Origin of the sequence: Halodurantibacterium flavum (genome assembly GCF_042681825.1) — a bacterium.
Classification (GTDB): Bacteria; Pseudomonadota; Alphaproteobacteria; order Rhodobacterales; family Rhodobacteraceae; genus Halodurantibacterium; species Halodurantibacterium flavum.
In genome coordinates this window covers 14,989-41,654 of record NZ_JBHUGH010000010.1, presented here as the reverse complement: position 1 = coordinate 41,654, position 26,666 = coordinate 14,989, and the positions used below count along the sequence as shown (strand labels likewise).

Annotated in this window: 24 protein-coding genes and 1 pseudogene; 8 read left to right on the top strand and 17 right to left on the bottom strand. The window is 66.4% G+C overall.

The features are described from left to right. Positions 1-21 precede the first annotated feature (21 nt). Positions 22-894 (bottom strand): cytochrome c oxidase subunit II, encoded by an 873-nt coding sequence (gene coxB, locus ACFSGJ_RS13035; protein WP_390262501.1) that lies wholly within the window; start codon positions 892-894, stop codon positions 22-24. Between the two features lie 177 nt (positions 895-1,071). Here coxB and tldD point away from each other — a divergent pair, with 177 nt between their 5' ends. From tldD to pdeM, 7 genes and pseudogenes are all read left to right on the top strand, one after another. Beyond that, positions 1,072-2,493 (top strand): metalloprotease TldD, encoded by a 1,422-nt coding sequence (gene tldD, locus ACFSGJ_RS13030; protein ID WP_390262498.1) that lies wholly within the window; start codon positions 1,072-1,074, stop codon positions 2,491-2,493. Positions 2,494-2,595: 102 nt separating this feature from the next. Next, a pseudogene (gene dprA / locus ACFSGJ_RS13025) lies at positions 2,596-3,821 on the top strand (DNA-processing protein DprA). A 77-nt stretch (positions 3,822-3,898) separates the two neighbouring features. Continuing rightward, entirely contained in the window at positions 3,899-6,598 is a 2,700-nt protein-coding gene (gene topA / locus ACFSGJ_RS13020) for a type I DNA topoisomerase (RefSeq protein WP_390262495.1), read from the top strand. 248 nt (positions 6,599-6,846) lie between these two features. Next, entirely contained in the window at positions 6,847-7,542 is a 696-nt protein-coding gene (locus ACFSGJ_RS13015) for a CoA transferase subunit A (protein ID WP_390262492.1), read from the top strand. A gap of 14 nt (positions 7,543-7,556) precedes the next feature. Further along, positions 7,557-8,186, top strand: coding sequence for a 3-oxoacid CoA-transferase subunit B (locus ACFSGJ_RS13010; RefSeq protein WP_390262489.1), 630 nt, complete (start codon positions 7,557-7,559; stop codon positions 8,184-8,186). 43 nt (positions 8,187-8,229) lie between these two features. Continuing rightward, complete coding sequence (locus tag ACFSGJ_RS13005; RefSeq protein WP_390262486.1) at positions 8,230-10,626, top strand: ligase-associated DNA damage response DEXH box helicase; 2,397 nt, start codon at positions 8,230-8,232, stop codon at positions 10,624-10,626. 57 nt (positions 10,627-10,683) lie between these two features. Next, the gene (gene pdeM, locus ACFSGJ_RS13000) at positions 10,684-11,361 is read left to right on the top strand and encodes a ligase-associated DNA damage response endonuclease PdeM (RefSeq protein WP_390262483.1); all 678 of its coding nucleotides are present in this window, start codon (positions 10,684-10,686) and stop codon (positions 11,359-11,361) included. A gap of 15 nt (positions 11,362-11,376) precedes the next feature. Here the strand turns inward: pdeM and folD are convergent, their stop codons facing one another. From folD to ruvC, 15 genes are all read right to left on the bottom strand, one after another. After that, on the bottom strand, positions 11,377-12,264 hold the full coding sequence (folD, locus tag ACFSGJ_RS12995; protein WP_390262481.1) for a bifunctional methylenetetrahydrofolate dehydrogenase/methenyltetrahydrofolate cyclohydrolase FolD: 888 nt from the start codon (positions 12,262-12,264) through the stop codon (positions 11,377-11,379). Between the two features lie 309 nt (positions 12,265-12,573). Beyond that, on the bottom strand, positions 12,574-13,185 hold the full coding sequence (locus ACFSGJ_RS12990) for an MOSC domain-containing protein (protein ID WP_390262478.1): 612 nt from the start codon (positions 13,183-13,185) through the stop codon (positions 12,574-12,576). 111 nt (positions 13,186-13,296) lie between these two features. Continuing rightward, on the bottom strand, positions 13,297-15,219 hold the full coding sequence (gene ftsH / locus ACFSGJ_RS12985) for an ATP-dependent zinc metalloprotease FtsH (protein ID WP_390262476.1): 1,923 nt from the start codon (positions 15,217-15,219) through the stop codon (positions 13,297-13,299). 67 nt (positions 15,220-15,286) lie between these two features. Further along, positions 15,287-16,513, bottom strand: a complete 1,227-nt coding sequence (gene tilS / locus ACFSGJ_RS12980) for a tRNA lysidine(34) synthetase TilS (protein WP_390262473.1) — start codon at positions 16,511-16,513, stop codon at positions 15,287-15,289. Next, the gene (ybgF, locus tag ACFSGJ_RS12975; RefSeq protein ID WP_390262470.1) at positions 16,504-17,337 is read right to left on the bottom strand and encodes a tol-pal system protein YbgF; all 834 of its coding nucleotides are present in this window, start codon (positions 17,335-17,337) and stop codon (positions 16,504-16,506) included. The genes tilS and ybgF overlap by 10 nt, the downstream gene beginning before the upstream one ends. Positions 17,338-17,347: 10 nt before the next feature. After that, positions 17,348-17,893, bottom strand: a complete 546-nt coding sequence (gene pal, locus ACFSGJ_RS12970; RefSeq protein WP_390262467.1) for a peptidoglycan-associated lipoprotein Pal — start codon at positions 17,891-17,893, stop codon at positions 17,348-17,350. Between the two features lie 80 nt (positions 17,894-17,973). Next, positions 17,974-19,311 carry a Tol-Pal system beta propeller repeat protein TolB gene (gene tolB / locus ACFSGJ_RS12965; RefSeq protein ID WP_390262464.1) on the bottom strand — a complete coding sequence of 446 codons (1,338 nt, stop codon included), beginning with the start codon at positions 19,309-19,311 and terminating at the stop codon, positions 17,974-17,976. A 76-nt stretch (positions 19,312-19,387) separates the two neighbouring features. Then, on the bottom strand, positions 19,388-20,626 hold the full coding sequence (locus ACFSGJ_RS12960) for a cell envelope biogenesis protein TolA (RefSeq protein ID WP_390262461.1): 1,239 nt from the start codon (positions 20,624-20,626) through the stop codon (positions 19,388-19,390). A 5-nt stretch (positions 20,627-20,631) separates the two neighbouring features. Further along, positions 20,632-21,105 (bottom strand): protein TolR, encoded by a 474-nt coding sequence (tolR, locus tag ACFSGJ_RS12955; protein WP_390262459.1) that lies wholly within the window; start codon positions 21,103-21,105, stop codon positions 20,632-20,634. 3 nt (positions 21,106-21,108) lie between these two features. Continuing rightward, entirely contained in the window at positions 21,109-21,804 is a 696-nt protein-coding gene (gene tolQ, locus ACFSGJ_RS12950) for a protein TolQ (RefSeq protein WP_390262457.1), read from the bottom strand. A 115-nt stretch (positions 21,805-21,919) separates the two neighbouring features. Then, positions 21,920-22,303, bottom strand: a complete 384-nt coding sequence (gene ybgC, locus ACFSGJ_RS12945) for a tol-pal system-associated acyl-CoA thioesterase (protein WP_390262454.1) — start codon at positions 22,301-22,303, stop codon at positions 21,920-21,922. Continuing rightward, positions 22,300-22,926, bottom strand: coding sequence for a hypothetical protein (locus ACFSGJ_RS12940; RefSeq protein WP_390262451.1), 627 nt, complete (start codon positions 22,924-22,926; stop codon positions 22,300-22,302). The genes ybgC and ACFSGJ_RS12940 overlap by 4 nt, the downstream gene beginning before the upstream one ends. Further along, entirely contained in the window at positions 22,916-23,983 is a 1,068-nt protein-coding gene (gene ruvB, locus ACFSGJ_RS12935) for a Holliday junction branch migration DNA helicase RuvB (protein WP_390262448.1), read from the bottom strand. The genes ACFSGJ_RS12940 and ruvB overlap by 11 nt, the downstream gene beginning before the upstream one ends. Before the next feature lie 3 nt (positions 23,984-23,986). Further along, complete coding sequence (ruvA, locus tag ACFSGJ_RS12930) at positions 23,987-24,658, bottom strand: Holliday junction branch migration protein RuvA (RefSeq protein WP_390262445.1); 672 nt, start codon at positions 24,656-24,658, stop codon at positions 23,987-23,989. Beyond that, a complete protein-coding gene (gene ruvC, locus ACFSGJ_RS12925; protein WP_390262442.1) occupies positions 24,655-25,161 on the bottom strand; it encodes a crossover junction endodeoxyribonuclease RuvC in 507 nt (168 codons plus the stop codon). Before ruvC ends, ruvA begins: the two co-directional genes overlap by 4 nt. A 127-nt stretch (positions 25,162-25,288) precedes the next feature. On the opposite strand from ruvC, the gene ACFSGJ_RS12920 reads away from it, so the two are divergent. Next, positions 25,289-25,678, top strand: coding sequence for a DUF1127 domain-containing protein (locus ACFSGJ_RS12920; protein ID WP_390262440.1), 390 nt, complete (start codon positions 25,289-25,291; stop codon positions 25,676-25,678). 72 nt (positions 25,679-25,750) lie between these two features. On the opposite strand, the gene ACFSGJ_RS12915 is transcribed toward ACFSGJ_RS12920, so the two are convergent. After that, the gene (locus ACFSGJ_RS12915; protein ID WP_390262437.1) at positions 25,751-26,620 is read right to left on the bottom strand and encodes a 50S ribosomal protein L11 methyltransferase; all 870 of its coding nucleotides are present in this window, start codon (positions 26,618-26,620) and stop codon (positions 25,751-25,753) included. Positions 26,621-26,666: the final 46 nt, after the last annotated feature.

The following is a 26,666-nucleotide window of genomic DNA, read 5'->3' as shown; positions in this document are numbered from 1 at the left end:
CCTGTCCTGGCTTGTCAGGGTTCAGCTTGCCGCCTCGGGGGCAAGCGCATTGCGCGGGGTGCCGCCATAGAATTCGATCGCCTGGTCGAGCCATGCCTCATAGGCCTCGGGGCTCACGACCTTGACGGTGATCGGCATATAGGCGTGGTCCTTGCCGCAAAGTTCGGAGCACTGGCCGAAATAGATGCCTTCGCGGTCGGCGTTGAACCAGAGCTCTGCCAGACGGCCCGGCACGGCATCCTGCTTCACGCCGAACGAGGGGATCGTCCAGGAATGGATCACGTCGGCGGCGGTGACCTGCATCACGACGGTCGCGCCCAGCGGAACCACGACAGAGGTATCGGTCGCCAGCAGGTAATCCGACTGGTCGTAGCCATATTCCTCAAGCTCGTCCCGGGCGAGCATGAAGCTTTCGAAGCTGAAATCGTGGTCGGTGTATTCGTAGCCCCAGTACCACTGGAAGCCCGTCACCTTGATGTTGATGTCGCCCTCGGGAATTTCCTGCTGGTTGAACAGCACCGGAAGCGAGAAGGCCCCGATGAAGACGAGGATCAGCACCGGCACCAGGGTCCAGGTGATCTCCAGCGGAGAGTTGTGGGTAAAGCGCGCGGGAACCGGGTTGCGGCGGTGGTTATAGCGCACCAGCACCCAGATCAGCAGGATCGAGACGAAGATCGTGATCGCCGTGATCACATAGATCAGCATCCCGTCCAGCCAGTGCGTATCCCATGCGATGCTGGTGGCCGCGGGCTGAAACCCGGTGCCGCCCGGACGCGGCTTGCCGACAACCTCAAGCCCCTCGATCCGCGGCAGATCCTGCGCCATGGCCGCCGCACCAAGGAAACTGGACGCAAGCACGGCACCGAAAGCCGAAAGTGAATTTGCGAATCGCATGTATCTGTTCCCGTTCTTGACGCGACCATCTGCCGCCCGAGAGAGACCCGCGCCCGTCGGGGCGGAATCCCGTTGTATCGGCTACTGGTAAAACCATATTAGAGCTTGCTCGACAAGCGATACTGTTGCGGCAATCGGACGCCGCTTGATCCAGATCAACGACCGGAAAGGCGCAGGATGCCCGACAACAGCTTTCGTCCCTTTGAAACGATGCTCGACGAGGCCGAGGCGCTGGCCGTCCTGCGGGATGCCACCGCGGGCGCCGATGACGGCGAGCTTTTCCTCGAACGGCGGCAGTCAGAGGCCGTCGTGCTGGATGACGGGCGGGTCAAGACGGCAAGCTATGACGCCTCGGAAGGGTTCGGCCTTCGCGCGGTGCGGGGCGAGGTCGCGGGCTACGCCCATTCCACGCACATGACGGTTGCGGCCCTGCGCCGCGCGGCCGAAACGGCGCGGCTGGCGGTCGCCGATGGCGGCGGGGCAATGGCCCCGCCCCCGCCCCGCACGAACCAGAGCCGTTATGCGCCGCTCGACCCGATGGCGGATGCCGCATTTCCGGTGAAGATCGAGACCCTGCGCGAGATCGACAGCTTTGTCCGGGATCTCGACCCCCGTGTCGTACAGGTCAGCGCAAGCCTTGCGGCCTCGCTGCAGGAGGTCGAGATCCTGCGGCCCGAGGGGCTGCGCCTGCGCGACATCCGCCCCATGGCGCGGCTCAGCATCTCGGTCATCGTCGAACAGGGCGGACGGCGCGAATCCGGCAATGCGGGCGGCGGCGGGCGCTATGGTCTCGGGCTGTTGATGGCCCAAGGGCACTGGCAGGGCGTCGCACGTGAGGCGTTGCGCATCGCGCTGGTCAACCTGGAGGCCGTGCCCGCCCCCGCCGGGGTGATGGATGTGGTCCTGGGCGCCGGCTGGCCCGGCATCCTGCTGCATGAAGCCGTGGGCCACGGGCTGGAGGGTGACTTCAACCGCAAGCAGACATCGGCCTTTTCGGGCCTCATGGGTCAGCAGGTCGCGGCCCGGGGGGTGACGGTGCTCGACGACGGGACGCTGCCCGACCGGCGCGGCTCGATCACCTTCGACGATGAGGGTACGCCCGGCGCCCGCAACGTGCTGATCGAGGACGGCGTTCTGGTCGGCTACATGCAGGACCGGCAGAATGCGCGGCTGATGGGGGTTTCGGCCACGGGCAACGGCCGGCGGGAATCCTATGCCCATGCGCCCATGCCCCGGATGACGAACACCTATATGCTCGGCGGCGAGGCCGAGCCGGCCGATATCATCGCCGATCTGCGCGACGGCATCTATGCCGTAGGCTTCGGCGGCGGGCAGGTCGATATCACCAATGGCAAGTTCGTCTTTTCCTGCACCGAGGCCTATCGCGTTCAGAACGGCCGCATCGGCGCCCCGATCCGGGGCGCGACGCTGATCGGCGATGGCGCAACAGCGCTGCGGCATATCCGGGCGATAGGGAATGACATGGCGCTTGATCCGGGCATCGGGAATTGCGGCAAGGCCGGGCAATGGGTGCCCGTTGGCGTGGGCCAGCCCACCCTGATGATCGGCGGGCTGACCGTGGGGGGCAGCGCGGCCTGATCAAACCGCTTTGGGGGCCTGTCGGTTCACAGCAGATTGCTTCTTCACCTCTTGTTAAGGTTAGCGCGCCATCCTGCCGCTTGAATGAGGCGGAGCAAATGGATGGCCGAGGACTTGTTTTCTTCCCCCACGTCCTTCACCCCACCCAACTCGGCGGAAGACCGGCTGGCATGGCTCCGCCTCATTCGCTCTCGCCGGGTGGGGCCGGCGACGTTCCGGCGCCTGATGGCCGCGCATGGCAGCGCCCAGGCCGCCATCGCCGCATTGCCGGAAATCGCGCAAAGCAGCGGTGTCTCCGGCTATGAACCCTGCCCCCCAGCGTGGCGCTCGCCGAAATCCGGGCTGCCGAAAAGGCAGGCGCCACGATGCTCTGCCTCGGCGACAGCGATTACCCCGAGGCGCTGGCGAATATCGCCGACGCGCCACCGCTTCTCTGGGCACTTGGGGACAGGGTCGTGCTGCGGCGGCCCATGGTCGCACTTGTGGGCGCACGGAATGCGTCGAGCCTTGGGCTGCGCATGGCGCGCCGGCTGGCCCGTGAACTGTCCGAGGCCGGGATCTGCGTCGTATCGGGCCTAGCGCGGGGGATCGACGCCGCCGCACATGCCGCCGCGCTGGAACCGGTGGCGGGGGGCGGCACGGTGGCCGTTCATGCCGGCGGGGTCGACAACATCTATCCGCCGGAACATCGCGACCTTGCCGCACGGATCGCGGCAGGCGGCTGCCGCCTTTCGGAACATCCGCCGGGGATGGAACCGCAGGCGCGGCACTTCCCGCAGCGCAACCGGCTCGTCTCCGGGCTCTCTCATGCGGTGATCGTGGTCGAGGCGGCGGAACGATCCGGCAGCCTGATCACCGCCGCCTGCGCCAACGATCAGGGACGGGAGGTCATGGCGGTCCCCGGTCATCCGGTCGATCCGCGGGCGGGCGGCTGCAACCTGCTGATCCGCCAGGGCGCCACGCTTGTGCGCAGCATTTCCGACGTGATGGAGGTGCTGGGGCCGATGGCTACGCCCGTGGGCCGGGCACCCGGCCCCTTGCGGCCGCGCCCTGCCGCGAGTGTCATGCCCGTTCCACCGCCTCCCGCGCCGGGGGCGCCCACCGATCTGGCACAGGCGATCCTTGAACGGCTCGGCCCCAGCCCGCTGGCGGAGGATCAGTTGATCCGCGATCTGGGGGCGGCACCGGGGGTCGTTGCGGGCGCCCTCGTCACGCTGGAGCTTGAGGGCATGATCCAGCGGCATCCCGGGGGCCTTTTGTCGCTTGGCGGCGACCTCCCCGCGGGGGCGGCACGGCATTCGGCATTGCGTCCGTCCACCGTGGATTGACAATCCCCGCCCGACCCCCACATCTTGCCCGCCCTATAAGATCGCCCCAAGATCGCCCCGTGACAAAAGGATTCCCGATGGCCGTCGTCGTTGTCGAGTCGCCCGCCAAGGCCAAGACAATCAACAAATATCTCGGCTCGGACTTTACGGTTCTGGCGTCGTACGGCCATGTCCGGGACCTGCCGCCCAAGGACGGATCGGTCGACCCTGACCATGATTTCGACATGAAATGGGAAGTCGCGGCGGACAGCAAAAAGCACATCCGCGCGATCGCCGAGGCCCTGAAAAGCGACGGCGAACTGATCCTAGCCACCGACCCCGACCGTGAGGGCGAGGCGATTTCATGGCATCTTCAGCAGGCTTTGGCGACGTCGCGGGCGATCAGGAAGGATACCAAGGTCAGCCGCGTCGTGTTCAACGCGATCACCCAGTCGGCCGTGACCGAGGCGATGAAGAACCCGCGCAGCGTCGACATGGAACTGGTCGAGGCCTATCTGGCGCGCCGTGCGCTCGACTATCTGGTCGGTTTCAACCTGTCGCCGGTTCTCTGGCGCAAGCTGCCCGGCGCGAAATCGGCCGGGCGGGTGCAATCCGTCTGCCTGCGCCTCATCGTCGAGCGCGAGATGGAGATCGAGGCCTTCCGGCCCCGGGAATACTGGTCGGTCCGCGCCCAGCTTCGCACCCCGCGCGGGCAGGAATTCGAGGCCAGGCTGACCGTTCTGGGCGGCAAGAAGCTCGACCGTTATGACCTGCCGACGGCCGAGGCGGCCGAGCTTGCCGTGCAGGCGGTGGCCAGCCGCGATCTTTCCGTCGCCAGCGTCGAATCGAAACCTGCCAACCGCAACCCGGCGGCGCCCTTCATGACCTCGACCCTTCAGCAAGAGGCGAGCCGCAAGTTCGGCATGGGCGCCAAGCAGACCATGAGCACGGCGCAGCGGCTCTATGAGGCGGGCTATATCACCTATATGCGGACCGATGGCATCGACATGGCCCCCGAGGCGGTGATGGCGGCGCGCGATGAGATCAGGTCGCGTTTCGGGGCAGCCTATGTGCCCGACAGCCCCCGCATGTACAAGAACAAGGCCAAGAATGCGCAAGAGGCGCATGAATGCATCCGCCCCACCGATATGGCCGTCGATCCCGCGAAGCTGCGCGTGACCGATGCCGATCAGCGGCGGCTTTACGAGCTGATCTGGAAGCGGACCATTGCCAGCCAGATGGCGGCCGCGCGGCTTGAACGCACCACGGTCGAGATTGCCAGCCGCGACGGACAGGTGGGGCTGCGTGCCACCGGGCAGGTGGTGAATTTCGACGGTTTTCTGCGCGTCTATGAAGAAGGGCGCGACGATGACGGCGATGAGGACAGCGCGCGCCTGCCCCAGATCATGCAGGGCGAGGCGCTGTCGAAGGTCGAAGGCGGCTTGCAGGCTGCCCATGCGCGGCTGTCCGAAGGGGATGGCGCGCGCGGCATCCTGGGCGCGTCAGGCGCGGTTCTGGCCGCGCAGCATTTCACGCAGCCACCCCCGCGCTATACCGAGGCGACGCTGGTCAAGCGGATGGAAGAACTCGGGATCGGCCGCCCCTCGACCTATGCGAGCATCGTGACCACGATCCAGGATCGGGGCTATGTGCGCAAGGACAAGAACCGCCTGATCCCCGAGGACAAGGGCCGGCTGGTGACCGTGTTCCTCTCGAACTACTTCCGCCGCTATGTGGAATATGATTTCACCGCCGATCTGGAGGCGCAGCTTGATGACGTCTCGGCCGGCGAGCGTGACTACAAGGAGGTCCTGAGCCGCTTCTGGCGGGATTTTTCCGCGGCCATCGCCGAAACGTCGGAGCTTCGGATCACCGAAGTTCTGGAAAAGATCGACGAGGTTCTGGCCCCGCATCTTTATCCGCCGCGCGCCGATGGCGGCGATCCCCGCACCTGCCCGGTCTGCGGCACAGGCCGGCTGAACCTCAAGACAGCCCGGTCGGGCGGCGCCTTCATCGGGTGCAACAACTACCCCGCCTGCCGCTTCACCCGCCCCATCACCGCGCCCGGCGACGGAGAGGCGGCGGCCCTCGATGGCAAGGTTCTGGGCGAGGATCAGGGCGAACTGATCACCCTGCGCATCGGTCGCTTCGGGCCTTACGTCCAGCGCGGCGAAGCGACGCCGGATGTGCCGAAGCCCCCGCGCGCCTCTCTGCCCAAGGGCTGGGCGCCGGAAAGCATCGACCTTGAAAAGGCGCTGCAACTGCTGAGCTTGCCGCGTGCGATCGGCCCCCACCCCGAGGACGGCGAGCTGATCGAGGCGGGCATCGGCCGCTATGGCCCCTTTGTCAAGCACGGCAGCAAATACGCCAACCTGCCCGAGGTCGATGAAGTCTTTACCATAGGCATGAACCGCGCCGTCGAGGTTCTGGCGCAGAAGGCATCCCGCGGGCGTGCCACCAGCACCGCCGCGCCGCTGCGTGACCTGGGCGAACACCCGGATGGCGGGCCCGTCCAGATCATGGAGGGGCGCTATGGCCCCTATGTGAAATGGGGCAAGGTGAACGCGACACTGCCCAAGGACATCACGCCCGAAGACATCACGCCCGAACAGGCGCTGGAACTGATCGCTGCCAAAGCCTCCAAGACAGGCGGGACAAAGCGCAAGACCGCCGCCAAGAAGCCCGCCAGCAAGACCAAGACAGAGGCGGGCAAGACCGCATCCGCCAAAAAGACCAAGGCCACGACGAAGGCCAAGGCCCCCGTCAAAAAGGCGTCTGCGAAAACGGCAAAGGACTGAGCGGCGGGAACCGGCGCGGCCTTTGTCGGTTGGCATGGTGAAAAACAAAGGAGAGTTTCCATGCCGATCATTCTCTGGCTTCTGGGTGTGCCCGCCGGGCTTATCATCCTTCTCATGCTGTTCGGCGTCCTCTGACGCCCGTGGGGCTCGCCTAGCGCGGGCCCTTCGACCTTTCTAATCCCACCCGCGCCGATTGACTTCGCTGCACCGCCGCGTCAGAGTTTTGCTGACACAGCGAAGGGGGGAAGATGCAGAAGATCTACGGTTCTGCGTCAGAGGCGCTCGAAGGCGTTCTCACGGACGGGATGTTCATTGCCGCGGGCGGATTCGGCCTTTGCGGTATTCCTGAATTGCTGATCGCGGCCATTCGTGACGCGGGCGTCAGGGATCTTACCATCGCATCGAACAATGCCGGGGTTGATGATTTCGGCCTCGGGCTTTTGCTCCAGACACGGCAGGTCAAGAAGATGATCTCGTCCTATGTCGGGGAAAACGCCGAGTTCATGCGCCAGTATCTTTCGGGCGAGCTTGAACTGGAATTCAACCCACAGGGCACCCTCGCCGAACGGATGCGGGCGGGCGGTGCGGGCATTCCCGGTTTCTATACGAAAACGGGCGTCGGCACCGTGATCGCCGAGGGCAAGGAACACAAGGATTTCGACGGCGAGACCTATATCCTTGAACGGGGGATCGTTGCCGACCTTTCGATCGTCAAGGCGTGGAAGGGCGATGCACAGGGAAACCTCGTCTATCGCAAGACCGCGCGCAACTTCAACCCGCCCGCCGCCACCTGCGGCCGTATCTGCGTTGCCGAGGTCGAGGAAATCGTCCCGGTCGGCAGCCTCGACCCCGACATGATCCACACGCCCGGTATCTATGTGCATCGCATCGTTCAGGGCGATCATGAAAAACGCATCGAACAACGCACCATCCGCGCGGCCTGAGGGGGGACAGAGACATGGCATGGGATCGCCACCAGATGGCTGCGCGGGCGGCGCAGGAACTTGAAGACGGGATGTATGTGAACCTTGGCATCGGAATTCCGACGCTCGTTTCCAACTACATCCCCGACGGGATCGACGTGACGCTTCAGTCCGAAAACGGAATGCTCGGCATGGGGCCCTTTCCGACCGAGGACAGGATCGACCCCGACCTCATCAACGCGGGCAAGCAGACGATCACCGAACTTGACCGGACCAGCTATTTCGACAGCGCCACCAGCTTTGGCATGATCCGCGGCGGCAAGATCGCGATGGCGATCCTCGGCGCGATGGAGGTCGCGGAGAACGGCGATCTTGCCAACTGGATGATCCCCGGCAAGCTGGTCAAGGGGATGGGCGGCGCGATGGATCTTGTCGCGGGTGTGCGCCGGGTCGTGGTCGTCATGGATCACACGAACAAGGCGGGCGAATCGAAGGTGCTCCGGCAATGCACCCTGCCGCTGACGGGCACCGGTGTCGTGCATCGCATCATCACCAACCTCGGCGTGCTGGATGTGGTCGAGGGCGGGCTGCGGATCGTCGAACTCGCCGATGGCGTGACCGAGGCGGAGCTTCGCGCCGCGACCGAAGCGACGATCGTCAACTGACCCCCTCTGTTCAAGCGGGGCGGCGCGACCTATCTCTCGCGTCATGAACGCGCTGCCCCCGTCTTTCTGCGCCTGGTTCGCGTCGCGCGGGTGGCGCGTTCATCCGCATCAGCAGTCAATGCTCGACCGGGCCGGGGCGGCCTCGCTGCTGCTTGTCGCGCCGACGGGCGGGGGCAAAACCCTTGCGGGGTTTCTGCCATCTTTGGTGGAACTGTCGCAGCCCCGGCCCGGGTTGCACACGCTCTATATTTCCCCGCTCAAGGCGCTTGCGGCGGATATCCGGCGCAACCTGACCACGCCGGTTCAGGAGATGGCGCTGCCGATCCGTATCGAGGACCGCACCGGCGACACGAGCTATACGCAGCGCCGGCGCCAGCGGGCCGACCCGCCGCAGATACTGCTGACCACGCCCGAAAGCCTCGCGCTGCTTTTGTCCTATGAGGACGCGCCGCGCATCTTTGCGGGGCTGTCCCGGGTGATCGTCGATGAAATTCACGCGCTGGCCGAAAGCAAGCGCGGCGACCAGTTGATGCTCTGTCTTTCGCGGCTGCAGACGCTTGCGCCCGGGATGCGGCGCGTGGGCCTTTCGGCGACGGTCGAGGACCCGGACGCGATCGCGCGGTTTCTCGCCCCTGCCCCGCATCCCCGCGAGATCATTCACGCCGATCCCGGGCCCGAGCCTGACATCGCGATGCTTGAAACCGGCGCCCCGCCCCCATGGGCCGGGGGTGGGGGACGATATGCGATCCCCTCCATCCTCGATCAGGTCCGGGCGCATCGGACCACGCTGATCTTTCACAACACCCGTGCCCAGGCCGAGCTGTTCTTTCATGATCTCTGGTTGCAGAACCATGAAGACCTGCCGATCGGCATCCACCACGGCAGCCTGTCCCGGGAACAGCGCGAAAGGGTCGAGGCCGCGATGGTGGCGGGCAGTCTGCGGGCAATCGTCTGCACCGGCAGTCTCGATCTCGGCATCGACTGGGGCGATGTGGATCTGGTCGTGCAGGTCGGCGCGCCAAAGAACGTCAAGCGGCTGGTCCAGCGGATCGGGCGCGCGAACCACCGCTACAATGCGCCCTCCAAGGCGCTACTTGTGCCGGCGAACCGTTTCGAGGTGGTAGAATGTCTGGCCGCGCTCGAGGCCGCCCGCGCCCATGATCTGGACGGCGAGCCGCGCGGCACCGGCCCGCGTGACGTGCTGTGCCAGCACCTGCTGCTGCTTGCCTGTTCCGGCCCGCTGGAGGCCGATGCAACCTATGCCGAGGTGACGACCGCCGGCCCCTATGCCGGGCTGACCCGTGCCGAATTCGACGACTGCCTGAATTTCGTCGCGACCGGCGGTTATGCCCTGCGCGCCTATGACCGTTGGCAGCGGCTGATGCAGCGAGACGGGCGCTGGCAACTGCGCGACCCCCGCGCGGCGCAGATGATCCGCATGAATATCGGAACGATCCTCGACCCGGAAACCGTCAAGGTGCGGATACGCGGACGGGGCGGCGCGCCTCTGGGCGAGGTGGAAGAGGAATTCGCGGCCTCGCTCAGCCAAGGGGACACCTTCCTCATCGCCGGCCAGATCGTGCGCTATGAGGGCCTGCGCGAGATGACGGTAGAGGTGAGCCGCAGCCCCGGGCGCGACCCAAGGGTGGCCGTCTTCAACGGCACGAAATTCGCCACTTCGACCCTGCTCACCCACCGCATCCTGGATATGTTCCAGCAGCGGGACTGGCCCGGCCTGCCCCGGCACACCGCCGACTGGCTGGCCCTTCAGCGGCGCGCCTCCCGACTGCCGCAGCGCGACCGGCTGCTGGTCGAGACCTTCCCCCATGAAGGGCGCCGCTATCTTGCGGCCTACGGGTTCGCGGGGCGGAACGCGCAGCAGACGCTTGGGCTTCTGCTCACCAAGCGGATGGAGGAACAGGGGCTTGCCCCGCTCGGCTTTGTCGCGACCGACTACGCCACCCTGATCTGGGGCCTGGAGGATGTGGCCGACCCGGCGCCGCTCTTTGATGCGACCGCGCTGCGCGAGGGGCTGGACGTCTGGCTTGCCGGCAACGCGGTGATGAAACGCACCTTCCGCGCCAGTGCCGTGATTTCGGGCCTGATCGCGCGCAACAGTGCCGGGCGGCGCAAGACAGGGCGGCAGGCCACATTCTCGTCCGATATCCTCTATGAGACGCTGCGCAAATACGACCCCGACCATCTGTTGATGCAGATCACGCGCGAAGAGGCGATGCGTGGCCTCGTCGATTTCGGTCGGATCGAGGAAATGCTGGCCCGCGTCGGCGGGCGGATCGACCACATGGCGCTCGACCGCGTGACACCGCTTGCGGCGCCGATGCTGCTGGAACAGGGGCGTGTCCCGGTCGAGGGCGCAGGTCGGGAACGGCTGGCCGAAGAGGCCGCCCGGCGCCTGATGGAGGCGGCGGGGCTCGAATGATCGTGGCTTGAATGATTGTGTCTTGAACGATGCTGGCGCCTGCGGCAGGTGGGGCGCATGAGCATCGATTTCGATCATTCCGGCACGACGCTGACCGCCCTGCCCTCGGGCGCCCTGTGGTGGGCGGAACGGCGGCTTTTATGCGTGGCGGACCTTCATCTGGGCAAGTCCGAACGGCTGGCCCGGCGGGGCGGCGCGCTTTTGCCCCCCTATGAGGTGCAGGAGACGTTGACCCGTCTGCAGGCGGATATCGAGGGGCTGGGACCGGCCACCGTCATCTGCCTTGGCGACAGCTTTGACGATGACGCGGCGGCCACGGGGTTGCCCGAGGGCGCGTTGGCCTGGATTGCACGGCTGCAGGCGGGGCGGCGCTGGGTCTGGATTGCGGGCAACCACGATCCCGCGCCGCTGACGCTGGCGGGCACCCACCTGGGCGAACTGCAGGAGGGGCCGCTTCGTTTTCGCCATATCGCGGCACCGGGCGCGTGCGGCGAGGTTTCGGGGCATTATCACCCCAAGGCGCGGCTTGCGGGGAAGGCCCGGGCCTGCTTCCTCTTCGACGCCAGCCGGGTAATCCTGCCGGCCTATGGCGCCTATACCGGCGGGCTCTGGTGCGACGGGCCCGAGCTTGCCAGCCTGATGGGGGCCGAGGCGCGGGCCATCCTGCGTGGCCCGCGCCTGCATATGATCCCGATGCCCCGTTTGCGACAGGTACGGGCGCGTCGGGCGGGCTAAGCACGCGCGCGCAGGCTAGGCGGTCAGGCCCTCGGGTTCGGGCAGTCCGTTCGCGCGGCAGCAGGCGGTCACTGTATTCGCCAGCAGGCAGGCGATGGTCATCGGCCCGACGCCACCCGGCACAGGCGTAATCGCCCCCGCAACGCGGGACGCCGAGGCAAAATCCACGTCGCCCACCAGCCGGGGCTTGCCGTCGCGTTCGACACGGTTGATGCCCACGTCGATCACGGTCGCACCCGGCTTGATCCAGTCGCCCGGGATCATCTCGGGCCGGCCCACGGCGGCGACAAGGATATCTGCGCGGCGGCACACCTCGGCCAGATCGCGGGTGCGGCTATGGGCGATCGTCACGGTGCAGCTTTCCCCCAGCAAAAGCTGAGCCATCGGCTTGCCCACGATATTGGACCGCCCGACCACGACCGCGTTCAGCCCTGACAGGTCCCCAAGATGATCGCGCAGCATCATCAGACAGCCAAGCGGGGTGCAGGGCACCATCGATTTCTGCCCCGTGCCCAAAAGGCCCACATTCGAGATGTGGAACCCGTCGACATCCTTGGCCGGATCAATGGCGTTGATGACCTTGTCCGCATCCATATGCCGGGGCAGCGGCAACTGCACCAGAATGCCATGCACCGACGGATCCGCATTGAGCCGCGCGACAAGATCCAGAAGCTCTGCCTCGGGTGTGTCGGCCGGCAGCTTGTGCTCAAAACTCTGCATCCCCGCCTCGATGGTCTGGCGGCCCTTGTTGCGGACGTAAACCTCGCTCGCCGGGTCCTCGCCCACCAGAACCACGGCAAGGCCGGGCGTCAGGCCATCTGCCTTGAGCCGCTGCACATGCTCTGCCACGCGCGCCCGCAGGGTCGCGGCGAAACTTTTTCCGTCAATAAGCGTCGCTGTCATCTTTCACCTTTTTCGGAAACCGCGCGGTCCGGCCGCCCGGCTGTTCGGATCGAGGGATAGGCATTTATCCGGCCTGCGCGTGGCGGGAGGAAAGCGGAACTCGCCCGCCATGATCCCGCGCGGGAACCGGGACATGCGCCGGTTCCCATGATGGCCGTTCCGCCCCCATCACATGCGTTTACGATGTCTTTCGCAGCCACGGCGCTCCTCCTCGTTCCGGCTATAGCGCGGCGTCGGGGGAATGATAACCGGCCGGGGACATGGTATCGGCATTTTGCGGCATCGAAGGTTTCGGATCGGAAACCTCTGTCACCCGGCGCGGACAGGTTTGCGGGCCGCATCCAGATGCGCCCAGGCGGGCTGGTCGGGGATGTGCAGCCGGATCGCCTGGCCGAGCCGCAGAACGCCTTCGGCCTCCACCCATGCGGTGATCCCGCGTTTGCCCCGCGCTGCCGCCGGGAAACGCCGTCCGTGGCCCGGTGCGTCGGCCTCGATCACCGGGACCGGCAGGGTGCAGGGGCGGTTTTCGAGGTCCACGACCAGCGTTGCGCCGCTTTCGGCCTGAAGCCGCGACGACGGTGGCAGATGCGAAAGATCCGGGATACCCGAGATGACCATTGTGGCGCCAAGCGCGGCGGGGTCCAGTGTGCCGATCTCCATCGCCGCCGCGATGTCCTCCAGCTCCTCGGCCCCCAGAATGCTGAACTGGCGCGTGTTGCGGATGGTCGTGCCGCGCCGATATTGCGCGCTGACCCGGCTGCAAGAGGGTCTCGTCAGGCCGCCATGCGCCTCGCCCTCCGGCCCGGAGAAAAGCGCGACGAGGCTTTCGACCGGCTCCGCGCGCAGGCTGGCATCCCGATCCGGGACGCGGCCGAGCCATTCGATACGGCCGATGAAGGATGTCGGAAGAAGAACAGGCATCGCGAACCCCGAGTTTTCGCGCACCATGCCGTGGATGATCGGGGACGACAAGCAAAAGCCCCGGCAATGCCGGGGCTTTGTCATGGTCCGAAGGTTCTGCGGTCGAACTCCTCAGGCCGACGGTTCGGGCGCCATGCCGCCATCATCCTTGGGGCGCGGCTTGGTCGTCTTGGGGATCGCGGTCACGCTGGGGGCATTTCCACCCGAGGGCGGTGCGTCATCGAGATCGTCGCCCCGACTCAGCGCCTCGCCGTTGATCACGCGCTGGATTTCCGGTCCGGTCAGCGTCTCATATTCCAGAAGGCCGTTCGCCAGCCGGTGCAGATCATCCATCTTTTCGGTCAGGATGCGGCGGGCGGTCTCATAACCCTCGTCGATGATCGCCTTCACCTCTTCGTCGATCACCTTTTGGGTGATGCCGGAATGGTTCGTCCCGCCGCCATAGCTGCCAAGATAGCTTTCGCGTTCGTTGGCATAGTCAATATTGCCGAGCTTTTCCGAAAACCCGAACTGCGTCACCATCGCGCGGGCGATCCGCGTCACCTGCTGGATGTCCGAGGTTGCGCCCGAGGTCACGTTTTCCTTGCCGAAGATAAGCTCCTCGGCGACCTTGCCGCCCATCGCCATGGCGATCTTGGACTTGTACTTGGTGTAGGTCACGCTCAGCTGGTCGCGTTCGGGCAGGGACAGCACGAGGCCAAGCGCACGGCCACGCGGGATGATCGTCGCCTTGTGGATCGGATCGTGCTGCGGCACGTTCAGGCCGACGATCGCGTGCCCGGCCTCATGATAGGCGGTCAGCTTTTTCTCTTCCTCGGTCATGACCATGCTGCGCCGCTCGGCACCCATCATGACCTTGTCCTTGGCGTTCTCGAAATCTTCCATCGTGACAAAGCGCCGGCCCACCCGCGCCGCCATCAGCGCGGCCTCGTTCACGAGGTTCGCCAGATCGGCGCCGGAAAAGCCGGGCGTCCCGCGGGCGATGATGCGCAGATCGACATTGGGTCCGAGCGGCGTCTTGCGGGCGTGAACCGAGAGGATCTTTTCGCGGCCCTTGATATCCGGGTTCGGAACCTGAACCTGACGGTCGAACCGGCCAGGACGCAGCAGCGCCGGGTCCAGAACGTCGGGACGGTTGGTCGCCGCGACGATGATGATGCCCTCATTCGCCTCGAACCCGTCCATCTCGACCAGAAGCTGGTTGAGCGTCTGTTCCCGTTCGTCATTGCCGCCGCCATAGCCCACGCCACGCGACCGGCCCACGGCGTCGATCTCGTCGATGAAGACGATGCAGGGCGCGTTCTTCTTGGCCTGTTCGAACATGTCCCGGACGCGGCTGGCGCCGACCCCAACAAACATTTCGACAAAGTCAGACCCCGAGATGGTGAAGAAGGGCACACCCGCCTCACCGGCCACGGCGCGGGCCAGAAGCGTCTTGCCCGTTCCGGGCGGGCCGACAAGCAGCGCGCCCTTGGGGATCTTGCCGCCGAGCCGGCTGAATTTCTGCGGGTTGCGCAGGAACTCGACGATTTCCTCAAGGTCGTCCTTGGCCTCGTCGATCCCGGCCACGTCGTCAAATGTCACGCGCCCGTGCTTTTCCGTCAGCAACTTTGCCTTGGACTTGCCAAAGCCCATCGCGCCGCCACGACCGCCGCCCTGCATCCGGTTCATGAAGAAGATCCAGATCCCGATGAGAACGAGGAACGGCAACCAGAGCGACAGCATGGACAGGAAGCCCGACTGCTGCTGCGGACGGGCATCGACAGTTACGTCATTTGCCAGAAGCCGGGGCACGATGTCGTCGCCATCGGGACGGATGGTCGAGAATTGCTGACCGTCACGGGTGCGCGCGCTCACACGCTCGCCGTTCAGCTCGACCCTTGCGACCTCGCCCTGCTGGACCCGCTGGACGAATTCGGAATAGGGAACCTGCTGGCCCGTCATCGTCGACTGACCGCCACTGAACAGATTGAACAGGGCAAGGATCAGCAGGAACAGGACGACCCAGAAGGCGATGTTGCGCGCGTTACCCACAGGGGATTCTCCTCAAGACTTCGGCCGGCGCCGACCTTGCGCTAAGATAAGGATTAAAGCGGCCGGTTCAATCCGATAACGGCCATCGGTCGTGATGGTCGCAGCCGCGCGCCAGTTCGGCCCGCCACGCAGGGTTGAACCCGGCCAGGGGGGCGGCGACAAGACGGTCGCCCGCCCAGACCGCCGGCGACGCGAGAAGCCGCGACCGCGGCTGCCCCTCACCCGACCTTTCGGGCAACTGGCGCAGCCCGGTTTCGCCCAGGGCGCGGATTTCGTGCCCCGGCACAGCAGGGCCGGACAGGCGCCAGCGACCGTCCCATACTTCGTTGACAGGGCAGGATAAACCCGCCACCGACGCGGGTTCGCGCCCCACCCGCAGGCTACGCCCGGCGGACAACAGGCAGCCGTGAATGGTATGCCTTCGGGACCCGGCGACGGCCCCAAGCGCCATGTCCAGACTGCGCGACCGGGGCGGATAGGCGGACGGGACAATCCAGTGCAGCATCCGCACCAACAGACGCCTGCGGATTTCCGAAGGCAGGCGGAAAAATGCCGCCCGCTCGATCACAAGATCGCCATGTTCCACCGTGACCTGCGCTGCGGCGGCGTCGACGGCGGCGTCCAGCGCCTCTCTCGCCTCGGCCATACGCGCGGCGGTGGCGGCCAGACCATGGGCGGTGATGCCCAGGGGCGCGAGCATCTCCATCGCCTTGCGCATGCGGACACGGTCGAAGCGCAGGTTTTCATTCGACGGATCTTCGGACCAGACCACCCCCCGCTGGCGCAGATAGAGGCGCAATTCCTCGCGACCCACATCCAGCAGGGGCCTCAGCCACAGCACGCCTTGCGCCCGCGTCGCGGGCCGCATCGCCGAAAGCCCGTCCACCCCGGCGCCCCGCGCAAGCCGCATCAACACCGTTTCCGCCTGATCGTCGCGGGTATGCCCCAGCGCCACCGCCTGCAGCCCACGCGACACCGCCCAGCGGGAAACGAGGTCTCTTCGCGCCCGCCGCGCATGGTCCTGCAGATTGCCGCTGCCGTCCCAGCCCTGCCATGTCAGCGTCGTATGCGGCAGCCCCAGCGCGGCCGCTGCATCTGCCACGGCCCGGGCCTCGGCCGCCGAACCCGGACGCAGTCCGTGATCGACCGTCACCACGGCGGGCTGATGCCCGAGATCGTGCAACAGATGCAAAAGGGCGAGGGAATCCCCCCCGCCCGAAACCGCCACCGCATCCGGCAGCGCGGGCAGCGTTTTCAGCGCCGCCCCAAGCCGTTCGCCAAGCGTCAGTTGCACCGCAAAGCGTTCATTTCCGCGACCGCCCGCTCCCGCGCCGGGCTGGTGGGAAAGCGCACGCCCACCTCGGCCAGGGTCACGCAGGCCTCGGATTGCTGACCAAGCGCGCCGAGGCTTTCACCCAGCTTGAAGAGCGCGTCCGGCGCCCGCTGCCCCTCGGGCGAACCCGAAAAGCTGTCGAGATAGGCACGGGCTGCGCCCGAGGTCTCGCCCAGGGCCTGCAACGCCTCGCCGCGCAGGTAATGCGCCTCGCCGGTCAGGGGGCCACCCGTATAGGTCTCGGTGAAGGCCGCAAAGAGGTCCGCGGCGCGGCGAAAGTCACCTTGATCGAGCACCTCCCGGGCCCGATCGAAATCCGCCTGTTCATTTGCGGCCAGTTGCGGGGCCTCTGTGGTCGGGAAGGGGCTGATGACCGGAGGGGGCGCGGCCGTTGCCGGCGCCTCACCCCCGAGGGGGCGGGTTTCCCCGATCTGACCGAAATCGCCGCCCTCAAGTTCGACCAGACGGAATTCGAGGTCGCCGATCCGGTTCGTGCCATCCTGAACGATGCGGTTGATCCGCAGTTCGAGTTCCTCGGTGCGGGAGGTAAGGCGCGCAAGCTCCGCCTCGATCGTGTCCACCCGCTCCAGCAGGGAACCGGACACATAGACCCCCGGCGTGCCGCCAGAAGACGAAAGTTCGGCGCGCAGGCTCGTCATCTGGCCGGCGAGTTCCGAAAGCTCCCGGCGGATGTCGGCAAGGGACTGCGCATCCTGAGCCAAGGTAACGCCGGGGCCAAGGACACCAAGCGCCAACGCCACGACAAAAGCCCGGAAACCGGTCATCTGGATATCCTCAACTACCGAAGCCGGACGAGATCACGGTCACGCCGCGGCGGTTCCGCGAATAGCAGGCCTCGTTCGAGCAGACCTCGACCGGGCGTTCCTTGCCATAGCTGACCGTGCGCATCCGGTTCGGGCTGATCCCCTGGCTGATAAGGAATTCCTGAACCGAATTTGCCCGCCGCGCCCCCAGCGCAAGGTTGTATTCCCGCGTGCCCTGTTCGTCCGCATGACCTTCGATGATGATCTGGTAGTCGCGGTTCGTGGTCAGCCAGCGCGCCTGTTGCGCCAGGGTATCGCGCGCCTCGGGGGAAAGGGTGCTCTGGTCCACGGCGAAAAAGACGCGGTCGCCCACGGTTTGCTGGAAATAGGCCGGCGAGGTCGGGTCGCTTGCGTTGCCCAGCCCGCCCGAGCTTACGTCGCCATAGCCGCTGCCGGGGCCAAAACCACCCGTGCCGTCACCCGCACCGCCGGATCCTGCACCAAAGCGGTTGGCATTGCTGCAGGCGGCAACAGCCAGCACGGCAACCAGAAGAAGAGATTTCGTAATATAGCGCATCGGATGTTCCTGTGTTGAAGCCAGCGACCCCGCCTGCGGCACCATAGCACCGGGGCGAGGCGTTGGAAATGAACCCTGCGTTACGGCAGAAGCGGCGACCAGGCCGGATCGGAGGACGGGCCTTCGGTCGGGATGCGGCGCAGGTTGCGGCCGCTGATATCGACCGAGAAGAGCGCCGGCTGACCGCCCTCACCCGCTGTTTCGCGCGTGAACATGATGACCCGGCCATTGGGCGCCCAGGTCGGACCTTCGTCAAGGAAGGACGCCGTCAGCAGCCGTTCCTCGCTGCCATCGGTGCGCATCACGCCGATGTGGAACCGCCCCTGATGCTGCTTGGTAAAGGCGATCATGTCGCCCCGCGGCGACCAGACCGGCGTCGCATAGCGTCCCTGCCCACCGCTGATGCGGCGCGGCTCTCCGCCCGAAGCGGACATCACGTAGAGCTGCTGCGTGCCGGACCGGTCGGATTCGAACACGATCTGGCGGCCATCGGGCGAATAGCTGGGTGCCGTTTCGATGGAAGGGGTCGTCGTCAGCCGCGACCGCTGCCCGCTGCGCAGGTCGAGCGTGTAGATATCGGTGTTGCCGCCGGTCGCCATCGAAAAGACCACGGTCTGGCCATCGGGCGAAAAGCGCGGCGCAAAGGTCATCGTGCCGGGCTGCTCGTCGAGCGCGCGACGCGACATGGTCGCCACGTCCAGCAGATAGATGCGGGGAAAGCCGCTCTCGTAAGAGGTGTAGAGGATGCGGTCGCCGGTGGGCGAAAAGCGCGGCGCGATCACGATCGAATTGCTGTCGGTCAGGTACTGCACATTCGCGCCGTCCTGATCCATGACAGCCAGCCGCTTGCGGCGGTCGTTCTTGGGGCCGCTTTCCGAGACAAAGACGACGCGGCTGTCAAAATAGCCTCCTTCGCCAGTGATCCGGCTATAGACCGCGTCCGACACCTTGTGCGCCATGCGCCGCCAGCTTTGCGCCGAGCCGCCGAACTGAAGGCCCTCACCCAAGGGCTGGCCGGACACGACATCGTAAAGCCGGAACTTGACGTTCAGTCGCCCCGATCCGTCGACCGAGACCGCGCCCGTGACCAGCGCTTGGGCATTGATGGCCCGCCAGTCCGGATACTGCACCGGCGCCTCGAAGCTCGTGATGCGTCCGATATGCGCGCTGGCCGGAATTTCACGAAACAGCCCGGTATTGGTGAGGTTTGCCGCGATCACCCGCGTGATCTGGTCTGCATATTGCGCGGCCGCCGCGTTTTCCGGAATGAAGGCCGGCACTGCAAAGGGCATGGGCTCGATCACACCCTCGGTGATCTCGATCCGCAGGGGTCCTTGCTGGGCCGTGGCCGGAGCTGCCACGCCGGCGAGAACCAGCAGGGCGGCAAGGGCGGGGGCAAGCATGCGGGATAGGGTCATCTGATCCTCTTTCACATACGAGGGAATATGGAAGTCATAACACAGCGGCACGGGAACAGGTCCATCGTCACACCCATCAGCGGAGCCTCATGCCGTTGGGGTCGAAGACGAACTCCACCTCGCGCCACTGTTCGTACTTGTCGGCCGGCAGGGGAAAGCCGTTGGCGCCGCAACGCAGGATGGCCCGGCGCGCGGTCTCGAACGCCTGACGTGCGCCGGCCTCCGACCCGCCGGAATAGCTCAGCATCCGGATCGAACCGGTATCGGGCACGGCATTGCGGCCGATGGTGGCGGCGACGACAACCGTGACCTGCATCGCCTCGGTCGAGAGCGCGCCGACATTCCAGCAGCTTTGCACCGCGATGCGGAACGCATCCCGTTCCCCGCTGGTCAGGGGCGGCCCGACGGGACCCGAGGCATTCGGGGCGGGGTTGTTCCCGGCCTCGGCCACGGCGGCGGCAACCGCATCGGCGATGCTGTCGGTTGCGGGCTGCTGGCGCGGCGGCTCTGGCGTGGGGGGCGTGGGGCGCGGCGTTTCGGGCGGCGTTTCGGGCTGCGGTGCCGTCGCAGTCTGCGCGGGTGCCTCCGGCTGGGGCGTGGGCCGTTGCGGCCGGTTGCGGGGACGAACGCTTGCATCCGGGGCTGCGACCGGCGGGGCAACCGCCGCCTCGGTCGTGTCCGATGTCTCGGTCGCCTCGGTCACGATCTCGGTCGTGGCCTCCTCTGGCGCGGTTGCCTCCTGCGGCGGAAGGGGCGTTTCGGCCGGTGCAGGCTCGGGGTCTGCGGTAACCGCCTCCTGCACCTGCTCGGCGGGGGCCGCGTCGGGCGGGGGCGCGGGCGTCGGATCGGGTGCCACGCGGTCAACAGGGCGCGGCCGGGGACGCGAGTCCACATCCGGCAGCAGCGTCGCCGACGGCACGGCGGGGGCCGCCGCCTCGGGTTCCGGCGCGGGCGCGGGGGGCGTGGGTTCCGGCGGCGGGGCCGGTATGGGCGATTCTGCCACAGGTTCTGCCACGGGCTCCGGCGGCGCGGGCTCCGGCGGCGCGAGTGGCGGCTCCGGCTGAGGATCGGGTTCGCTGGCAGGTTCGGGCGGGGGCGCCGGCGCCGGTTCGGCCGGTTCCGGGTCGGGCGTCGCAGGCGCGGCCGAGGGTTGCTGCGCCGCCTGCTGCAGGGCCGCGAATTCCGCGCCGGTCAGGATGGAAACCTCGGCAACCTCCGGCCGCCGTACCGGGGCAGAGTCGAACATGCCCCCGAACAGCACCCAGAGGATCAGGCCTACATGCCCGATCGCAGAGATTTTCGTTCCCGTATCCATTCGGCCTAGCCGTCGCGTCCGTCGAAGCTGGGGCCGCCCGTATCCGTGACAAGCCCGATGTTGCGGAAACCGCCCGCGTTCAGCGCGCCCATGATCTGCACCACCCGCTCATAGGGGATGGCGCCGTCGGCCCGCAGGTAAACCTTGTCGTCCGCCCGTTCTGCCGCAATCGCCCGCAGCCTTGGGATCAATTCGGTCTCAGACACCTCTGTCGTCTGGATCGTGAGCACGCCATCCGCCGTCAGGGTGATCGCCAGCGGTTCTTCCTGCTCGGTCGGCAGGGCGGTCGCGGCGGTGCGCGGAAGTTCCACCGGCACCCCCACGGTCAGAAGTGGCGCCGCCACCATGAAGATGATCAGAAGCACCAGCATCACGTCCACGAAGGGCGTGACGTTGATTTCCGACATGGCGGCGGGGCGTCTGCGGCGGCGACCGCGCCGCCCGCCATTCCCGCCCCCCTTGATGACCCCCGCGCCCATCGCTCAGGCGTCCAGCTGGCGCGACAGGATGGTCGAGAATTCGTCGGCAAAGGCCTCATACCCCGCGACGATCTTTTCACTGTCGGCCGAGAGCTTGTTGTAGAAGATCACCGCCGGAATGGCGGCGAGCAGGCCGAGCCCGGTTGCCAGCAGCGCCTCGGCGATGCCGGGCGCCACGACGGCAAGGCTCGTGTTCTGCGCGATCGCGATTTCCTCGAACGCGTGCATGATGCCCCAGACCGTCCCGAAAAGACCGATGAAGGGCGCGGTCGAACCAGTTGTCGCGAGGAAGGAAAGCCCGCTGTTGAGATGCTCGCCTTCCTTGGCGATTGCCACATCCATCGACCGGTCGATCCGTTGCTGCGCCCCGGCGATCAGGCGCCCGTCCTGCTTGTGGCTGCGACGCCATTCCAGCATCCCCGCAGCAAAGATCTTGCCCGGGGCCCCGTCCGGCTGCGGGCCGATGCGGTCGAAGAGTTCATCCAGCGGCTCGCCCGACCAGAAGGCCCGGTCAAAGATCGCAGCCTCACGCCGGGCATTGCGCAACGTGATATGCTTCTGGATCGTGATCGCCCATGACCAGAAGGACATGATGATCAGCATTATCATCACCAGCTTGACGGTGATCGTCGCACGCGCAAAAAGTCCGATCATCGAAAAATCGAGATCCTGCGCCATCGTCAGCGTTTCGGTTTCCATCTGCCTGCTCGTTCCCTCTGGCCCGCCGGGCCGCTTGTTGCGGCTCTCTTAGCAGGATTCTAGCTCTTTACGAGGGGGATTGCCAACACATCCGCGTGGGCAGCGTGTGGGCGGTTCAAAGCCCGCGCAGCGCATCGGGCAGACGCAGCGGGGCGCCACTGTCCGAAAGGCAGACAAGCGTCACAAGCGCATGGAAGAGCGGCCGTTCCTCCCGCAGCACCAACTGGTGAAGGACGATGCTTGCCGGGCGCGCCCGTTCGACCGAGGTTTCGACCATCAGCAGGTCATCGAACCGCGCCGGGGAAAGATAATCGGCCTCCAGCCGGCGGACGGCAAAGACGCGCCCATCCTCCGCCTTCATCCGGCGCTGGTCGATGCCGATTTCGCGCACCCACTCGCTGCGCGCCCGCTCGATGAAACGCAGGTAATTCGCGTAATAGACGATCCCGGCAAGGTCCGTATCTTCATAGTAGACGCGACAGGAAAACCGGTGCGTCATGCGGACATCCGCGCGAACAGCCGATAGGCATGGCTTGCGTCGCGGCCTGCGGCCGGCAGCACCGGATCATAGGCGGCGCGGATCACGCCCGCGATTTCGGGCCGCAGGATCACCACCTCGCCCGCGACTGCGAGCGGAGAGTGCACGGCAAACGCCCGGTCCGACCAAAGCAGGATCACCTGCGCCGCCTGCGCAAGCGCGAGGGTCTGCGCCGGCATCGCGGAAAGGTGCGCATCCATCCGGATGAACACAAAGGCCGCACGGATCGCGCCGGCCTGGTCGAAGCGGAACAGGCGGTACTGGTTGGCCCCCTCCAGCCGCGCGACAAGGCTGGCAAGGTCGGGCACAAGGCGGTCGAGATTGGGCGTTTCAGTCAGTTCCCGCCATTCGCGAAAGAAGAAGACCATGAGGTTCGCGCCAAGCTCGGCATCGGTTTCGGCCATACGGTGGCCGGCCAGTGTGACGACCGCCTCGATCGCGCCCTTGACGACCGACAGCGTCGCGTCCTCGACACCAAAGACAACAGGCACGATGGGCCTGCCCCAGCGCGCAAAGGCGTAGCTGCCGTCAGCCCGGGTAAAGAGGGCCGTCACATGCTCGGGCGAGAAGGGGTCAGTCGTCATCCCGCGCCTCCTGCACAGGGCTGAAGAGATCAGGCTGTCCGGCCACACGCGGCATGTCGAGCCCCAGATGACGCCAGGCCTGCGCGGTCAGCATCCGCCCCCGCGGCGTCCGCTGGATCAGTCCCTGTTGCAGAAGGTAGGGCTCGATCACCTCTTCCAGGGCATCGCGGGCCTCGGACAGCGCAGCGGAAAGCGTCTCGATCCCCACCGGGCCACCGCCATAATTCTGCGCGATCAGCGTCAGATACCGACGGTCGGCGCCGTCAAGGCCCACCCGGTCAACCCCCAGACGCGTCAGCGAACTGTCAGCGATGGCCTTGGTGAGCCTCCCGTCGCCCTCGACCAGCGCGAAATCCACAACGCGGCGCAACAGCCGCCCTGCGATCCGGGGCGTTCCGCGGGCACGGCGTGCGATCTCCCTAGGCCCGTCCGGTTCCGCCGGCACGCCGAGCATCCGCGCACCACGGGTCACGATCTCGTTCAGCTCATCCTCGGTATAGAACTGAAGCCGCGTGGGGATGCCGAAACGGTCCCGCAGCGGCGTCGTCAGAAGGCCGAGCCGCGTCGTCGCGCCCACCAGCGTAAAGGGCGGCAGGTCGATGCGCACCGTACGCGCCGCCGGCCCCTCGCCGATCACCAGGTCCAGCGCAAAATCCTCCATCGCGGGATAGAGTACCTCCTCGACCACGGGGGAAAGGCGGTGGATCTCATCAATAAAAAGCACGTCGCGCGGTTCGAGATTGGTGAGGATCGCCGCCAGATCGCCCGCCTTGGCCAGCACCGGACCCGAGGTCATCCGGAAGCCCACGCCCAGTTCGCGCGCCATGATCTGCGCAAGCGTCGTCTTGCCGAGACCGGGCGGGCCATAGAACAGCGTGTGATCCATCGCCTCGCCGCGCATCCGGGCGCTTTCGATGAAGATGCGCAGGTTGGCCCGGGCCTCTGCCTGCCCGATGAACTCTTCCAGCCGCTGCGGGCGCAGGGCGCGGTCGGCATCCTCGGGCTGGGCCTCGGGGCGCAGGGTCGGATCGGGCGTAGAGGTCTCGGAGCGGGCCATCATCTATCCCTTGGGCGCGAGCAGGCGCAGCGCGGCGCGGATCAGGGCGGGCGTGCCGGCCTCGGGCTCGGACCCCGACGCCTGAGCGACGGCACTGGCCGCGTCGCCATGGGAATAGCCAAGATTGATCAGGGCCGAAAGCGCCTCGGCGCTGGCTGCCGGGGCGGGGAGGTTTTGCGGCGGGGCAGCCGGTGCCGCGACCTCGGGCAGATCGCCTGCATCGCCCGTGTCGATCACCGCTGCGGCGGGGGCAGTCACAGCCATGGCCATCAGCCCAGGTGCCTTGTTCTTGAGTTCCAGCACCACGCGCTGCGCGATCTTGGGGCCGATACCGGGTGCGGCGCGCACCGCATTCCAGTCGCCAAGCGCAATTGCCCGCCCGACCCCATCCGCCCCAAGCGTCGAGAGGATCGCCATCGCCGCCTTGGCCCCCACCCCCTGAACCCCCATCAACAGGCGGTGCCATTCCTTTTCCAGAAGCGTCGGGAACCCGAAGAGCTGCAACAGATCCTCGCGCACCAGCAGTTCGGTATAAAGCGCTATGGCAGCGCCCGGTGCAGGAAGCTGCGCCAGTGTCCGGTCCGAGACGTGGACGATGTAGCCCACCCCGCGCACGTCGATCAGGACATGATCGGACCCGCGATATTCAAGCCGCCCGGCGATCCGCCCGATCACGCGCCCGCCCTCCGCAGCGCGCTGTCGAGCCGCCCCGCCGATTGCAGATGGAACGCGTGGCAGATCGCGATGGCCAGCGCGTCTGCCGCGTCGGCCCCCGCGATTTCGACCCCCGGAAGCTGCAGCCGTACCATGTGGTCGACCTGAACCTTGGCGGCATGGCCGACGCCCACGACCGTTTTCTTGACGGCATTCGGGGCATATTCGCCCACAGCCAGACCCGCCTGCGCGGGAACCAGCAGGGCGACACCCCGCGCCTGCCCCAGCTTGAGCGTCGCGACCGCGTCCTTGTTCACGAATGTCTGCTCGACCGCCGCGGCATCGGGGCCGTAGCGACCGATGATCGCCGACAACTGCGCATGAAGCGACAGTAGCCGTTCGGCCAGCACATCCCCCGCCGAGTGGCAGATGCCGTTCGCGACATGGCTGAGCCGGGAACCCGCGACGTCGATGATTCCCCAGCCCATGTTCCGAAGCCCCGGGTCTATCCCCATTACGCGCATCCTGCCCCCGCCGCCCGTTTCTCGTGTTGCTTTTCTGACGCAGCTAGCACGAAATAGGAACATTCGCCACAAGAAAGCCTGTGACGCGATCCCGTCCAACGACCCCGAAAAGGCCGGAATCCGACGCTTGGCAGCGCTGAAACGGCATGTTTTCCGCGCGAGGACCGGCGCGGTCAGAGCCATGCAGAATGCGCAGGGAAGCCTTGCGCCGGGTGCGCTTGCTTACACAAACCGCTGCATCTATGTGCCGATCCGTAAGCAGGATGCTTCAAAAAACATCACCCTGAAAAGGACGAAAATCATGGCCACGTTTGAGCCGACCCGCACCGCCCCCTTTGGCGCAATCGCCGTATTGCGCATCGTTCAACTGTTTGAAGCCGGCATCAGCCGCCTCTCGGACTGGAATCAGGTCCGTGTTACCCGCAAGGAACTGTCGCGCCTTACCGACCGGGAACTGGACGATATCGGTCTGTGCCGCTCTGACATCGAATTTGTCAGCGCCCGCCGCACCGCCTGAGCAAATTCAGGATCCGAATTGAAAGGCCGCGCCCGGTCCCGGGACGCGGCCTTTTGTTTCGGGCCGGATCGGTCACTTGCGGCGCAACACAAGTGTCGCCCATTCGCCGATATCCTCGCGGCTATCCAGATCAAACCCGGCAGTCAGGTAGGCGGCGATCACCTCTGCAGCCTGTTCGACCAGGAGGCCGGAGAGGATCGCGTAACCTTTGGGGCCTATATGCGCAGCCATTTGCGGCGCAAGCTCGACCAGCGGTCCTTTCAGAATATTGGCAAACACGAGATCGAAGGGCGCAGCAGCCTTCAGCTCGGGATGTTCAAAGCCTGCCGCCTCGACGCAACGCACCCGGCCCTCCAGCCCGTTGGCCAGCACATTCGCCTCGGCGACCTCGACCGCCACCGCGTCGATGTCGCTTGCAAGGACAGGGTCCGGCCAGATCCGCGCCGCGGCCATGGCAAGAACGGCCGTCCCGCATCCGATATCGACAACATTCCGCGCCACCACACCTGCGCGATCCAGCCGGTCAAGCGCGCGCAGACAACCCTGCGTCGTGCCGTGATGCCCCGTGCCAAAGGCCATCGCGGCCTCGATCAGCAGCGAGACCGAACCTTCGGGTACCTTGTCGGCATCGTGGCTACCATAGACGAAGAACCGCCCGGCCTCGACGGGCGAAAGTTCGCGGCGCACCTTGGCGACCCAGTCGATATCGGGCAGTTCAGACACCGCGAAGGGTTGTGCCGTATGGATGGCCGCCAGCAGGGCAAGCCCCGCCTGATCGGGGGCCTCGGTGAAATAGCCGCCCACTTCCCACCGGCCCGAGCCGTCCTCGATCTCGAAGACGCCGACGCCCGACGGCTCCGGCTCCATGGCTTCCATCGCCTCCGCCAGGGCACGGGCCGGTTCTTCGCCGGCAAGCGTGGTCAGCGCGCTGTAGGTGGGCATGGGCAATCTTTCCTGAAGAGACTGGGGCGGCGCGGGCGGGGATATC

Bases quoted from the DNA above. Each gene is read 5' to 3' on its own strand.
- coxB (WP_390262501.1), bottom strand. From the start codon at position 894: ATGCGATTCGCAAATTCACTTTCGGCTTTCGGTGCCGTGCTTGCGTCC.
- tldD (WP_390262498.1), top strand. From the start codon at position 1,072: ATGCCCGACAACAGCTTTCGTCCCTTTGAAACGATGCTCGACGAGGCC.
- topA (WP_390262495.1), top strand. From the start codon at position 3,899: ATGGCCGTCGTCGTTGTCGAGTCGCCCGCCAAGGCCAAGACAATCAAC.
- ACFSGJ_RS13015 (WP_390262492.1), top strand. From the start codon at position 6,847: ATGCAGAAGATCTACGGTTCTGCGTCAGAGGCGCTCGAAGGCGTTCTC.
- ACFSGJ_RS13010 (WP_390262489.1), top strand. From the start codon at position 7,557: ATGGCATGGGATCGCCACCAGATGGCTGCGCGGGCGGCGCAGGAACTT.
- ACFSGJ_RS13005 (WP_390262486.1), top strand. From the start codon at position 8,230: ATGAACGCGCTGCCCCCGTCTTTCTGCGCCTGGTTCGCGTCGCGCGGG.
- pdeM (WP_390262483.1), top strand. From the start codon at position 10,684: ATGAGCATCGATTTCGATCATTCCGGCACGACGCTGACCGCCCTGCCC.
- folD (WP_390262481.1), bottom strand. From the start codon at position 12,264: ATGACAGCGACGCTTATTGACGGAAAAAGTTTCGCCGCGACCCTGCGG.
- ACFSGJ_RS12990 (WP_390262478.1), bottom strand. From the start codon at position 13,185: ATGCCTGTTCTTCTTCCGACATCCTTCATCGGCCGTATCGAATGGCTC.
- ybgF (WP_390262470.1), bottom strand. From the start codon at position 17,337: ATGACCGGTTTCCGGGCTTTTGTCGTGGCGTTGGCGCTTGGTGTCCTT.
- pal (WP_390262467.1), bottom strand. From the start codon at position 17,893: ATGCGCTATATTACGAAATCTCTTCTTCTGGTTGCCGTGCTGGCTGTT.
- tolB (WP_390262464.1), bottom strand. From the start codon at position 19,311: ATGACCCTATCCCGCATGCTTGCCCCCGCCCTTGCCGCCCTGCTGGTT.
- ACFSGJ_RS12960 (WP_390262461.1), bottom strand. From the start codon at position 20,626: ATGGATACGGGAACGAAAATCTCTGCGATCGGGCATGTAGGCCTGATC.
- tolR (WP_390262459.1), bottom strand. From the start codon at position 21,105: ATGGGCGCGGGGGTCATCAAGGGGGGCGGGAATGGCGGGCGGCGCGGT.
- tolQ (WP_390262457.1), bottom strand. From the start codon at position 21,804: ATGGAAACCGAAACGCTGACGATGGCGCAGGATCTCGATTTTTCGATG.
- ybgC (WP_390262454.1), bottom strand. From the start codon at position 22,303: ATGACGCACCGGTTTTCCTGTCGCGTCTACTATGAAGATACGGACCTT.
- ACFSGJ_RS12940 (WP_390262451.1), bottom strand. From the start codon at position 22,926: ATGACGACTGACCCCTTCTCGCCCGAGCATGTGACGGCCCTCTTTACC.
- ruvB (WP_390262448.1), bottom strand. From the start codon at position 23,983: ATGGCCCGCTCCGAGACCTCTACGCCCGATCCGACCCTGCGCCCCGAG.
- ruvC (WP_390262442.1), bottom strand. From the start codon at position 25,161: ATGCGCGTAATGGGGATAGACCCGGGGCTTCGGAACATGGGCTGGGGA.
- ACFSGJ_RS12915 (WP_390262437.1), bottom strand. From the start codon at position 26,620: ATGCCCACCTACAGCGCGCTGACCACGCTTGCCGGCGAAGAACCGGCC.